The sequence below is a fragment of the Actinomadura sp. GC306 genome (assembly GCF_004348665.1).
In the GTDB taxonomy this organism is placed as follows: domain Bacteria; phylum Actinomycetota; class Actinomycetes; order Streptosporangiales; family Streptosporangiaceae; genus Spirillospora.
The window spans coordinates 1-2,036 of sequence record NZ_SMKM01000487.1 but is presented as its reverse complement, the minus strand read 5'-3'; the positions used below and the strand labels follow the sequence as shown (position 1 = coordinate 2,036).

Genomic DNA, 2,036 nt, shown 5'->3' with positions numbered 1-2,036 from the left:
ACCCACGCGTACGGGCGCACCTGGCCCCGCGGGATCCGCGCGGCGGCCGCCAGCACCGCCGCCTCGAACTCGCCGAGGCCCCGCAGGTCCAGCCGCAGCGCCCCCGGGCGCCCGTCCCGCAGCGCCGCGGCCAGCCCCTCGGGCGCCGCAGCGCCCGGCAGCAGCGGACGCGCGAACCGGGCGCGGAACGCCGCGGCGAACTCCGCCTCCTCCATCCCGGCGCGCAGGTACGCGACCCCGCGGTCGGTGAACGCGACCTGCAGGTCGGCGAACCGGCCCGGCAGCGGCCCCGGCACCCGGACGCGGCGCGCGGCGATACGGTCCAGCAGCCCCGCGGGCGCGTCGGCGCCCAGCTCCGCCAGCTCCGCCGCCAGCCCACCCGCCGAGTCGGCCGCCGAGTCGGCCGCCGGGTCACCCGGCGCGCCCCCCGCCGGCCCGCGCTCGTCTCGCGTCATCGGACGCCCCCTCCCTGCTCCTGGCCCGGCCGGCCGGCGCCGCGCAGCACGCGCAGCCGCGCCAGCCCCCGGGAGACGTGCGACTTCACCGTGCCCTCCGGCATGCCGAGCACCACGGCGATCTCCGCGACCGGCAGGTCCGCGACGTGCCGCAGCACCACCGCCGCGCGCTGGTCCGGCGGCAGCCGCGCCAGCAGCACCGCCAGCTCCCGGCCCGTCTCACGGCGCGCGGCGGCGTCCTCCACGCCCTCGCCCGGATCGGGCGGATCAGGCGCCTCCTCGATCGGACCCGCCGCCCGCGGGCGCCGCGCCGCCGACCGCAGCCCGTTGCGCCACACGTTCGCCAGGATCGCCAGCAGCCACGCCCGCGGCCGCAGCTCCGCGATCCGCTCCGGCCCGTACCCGCACAGCGCCCGGTAGGCGCGCAGGAACGACTCCGCCGCCAGATCCTCGGCCTCGGCCCACCGCCCGCACAACCGCAGCGCCGTGGAGAACACCGCACCCCGGTACGCCTCGTACAGCACCGCGAACCCCGCGTCCAGGTCGCCCGACAGCGCCGCGACGACCCGCCCGGCCGCCGCATCGGCGGCACCGCCCGCGTGGGAGCCGCAGACCTCGTCCGTAACCGTCACATCCGCTCAACACCGCCGCGCCCGACCCGGTTGCACCGCCCGCCCGGCCGGGGACCCGTCCCCGCCGACCGTACCCGCCACGCCGCGGTCACCGCGGCCGCCCCGGCCGGACCACACCGGTCTCATACGCCAGCACCACCAGCTGCGCGCGGTCCCGCGCCCCCACCTTGCCCAGGATCCGGCTGACATGGGTCTTGGCGGTCGCCGGCGCCAGCACCAGCCGCCCGGCGATCTCCTCGTTCGACAGCCCCGCCGCGACCAGCTCCAGCACCTCCCGCTCCCGGCACGTGAGGCACTCCAGCACCGCCGCCGGCGGCGGCGCGGCCGGCCGCGCCGCGAACTCCGCGATCAGCCGCCGCGTCACCGCCGGCGCCAGCAGCGCGTCACCGCGCGCCACGACCCGCACCCCGCGGATCAGCTCGGCCGGCTCGGTGTCCTTGACCAGGAACCCGCTCGCGCCCGCCCGGATCGCGCCGTAGACGTACTCGTCCAGGTCGAACGTCGTCAGGATCACCACCCGGACGCCGCGCAGCGCCGGGTCGGCGAGGACGCGGCGCGCCGCCTCCAGGCCGTCCAGGACGGGCATGCGCACGTCCATCAGCACCACGTCGGGCCGCAGCAGCGCCGCCTGCCGCACCGCCCGCTCCCCGTCCCCGGCCTCGGCGACGATCTCGATGTCGTCCTCACCCTCCAGGATCGACCGGAACCCCGCCCGCACCAGCGTCTGGTCATCGGCCAGCAGCACCCGGATCACCCCGCCTCCAGCGTCCCCACGCGGGCCGCGGGCGCGGCGGCGTCCACCGGCAGCCGCGCCCACACCCGGAACCCGCCCGCCGGGCCCGGACCGGCCGTCACCTGCCCGCCGACCGACGCGGCCCGCTCCCGCATGCCCCGCAACCCGTTCCCGGCCACCGCCGCGCCCACCGTGCCGGGCCCGTCGTCATCGACC

2 protein-coding genes and 2 pseudogenes are annotated in these 2,036 nt (G+C 79.2%); all 4 read right to left on the bottom strand.

Going from position 1 to position 2,036, the window contains the following annotated elements; all coding sequences use genetic code 11:
- A pseudogene (locus E1200_RS32885) lies at window positions 1–455 on the bottom strand (hypothetical protein); the annotation flags it as partial.
- Complete coding sequence (locus E1200_RS32880) at window positions 452–1,087, bottom strand: RNA polymerase sigma factor (protein WP_131956519.1); 636 nt, start codon at window positions 1,085–1,087, stop codon at window positions 452–454. The gene E1200_RS32880 and the pseudogene E1200_RS32885, both read right to left, overlap by 4 nt.
- Before the next feature lie 88 nt (window positions 1,088–1,175).
- Window positions 1,176–1,841, bottom strand: a complete 666-nt coding sequence (locus E1200_RS32875; RefSeq protein WP_131956517.1) for a response regulator transcription factor — start codon at window positions 1,839–1,841, stop codon at window positions 1,176–1,178.
- Window positions 1,838–2,036: pseudogene (locus E1200_RS32870) on the bottom strand (sensor histidine kinase); the annotation flags it as partial. The pseudogene E1200_RS32870 and the gene E1200_RS32875, both read right to left, overlap by 4 nt.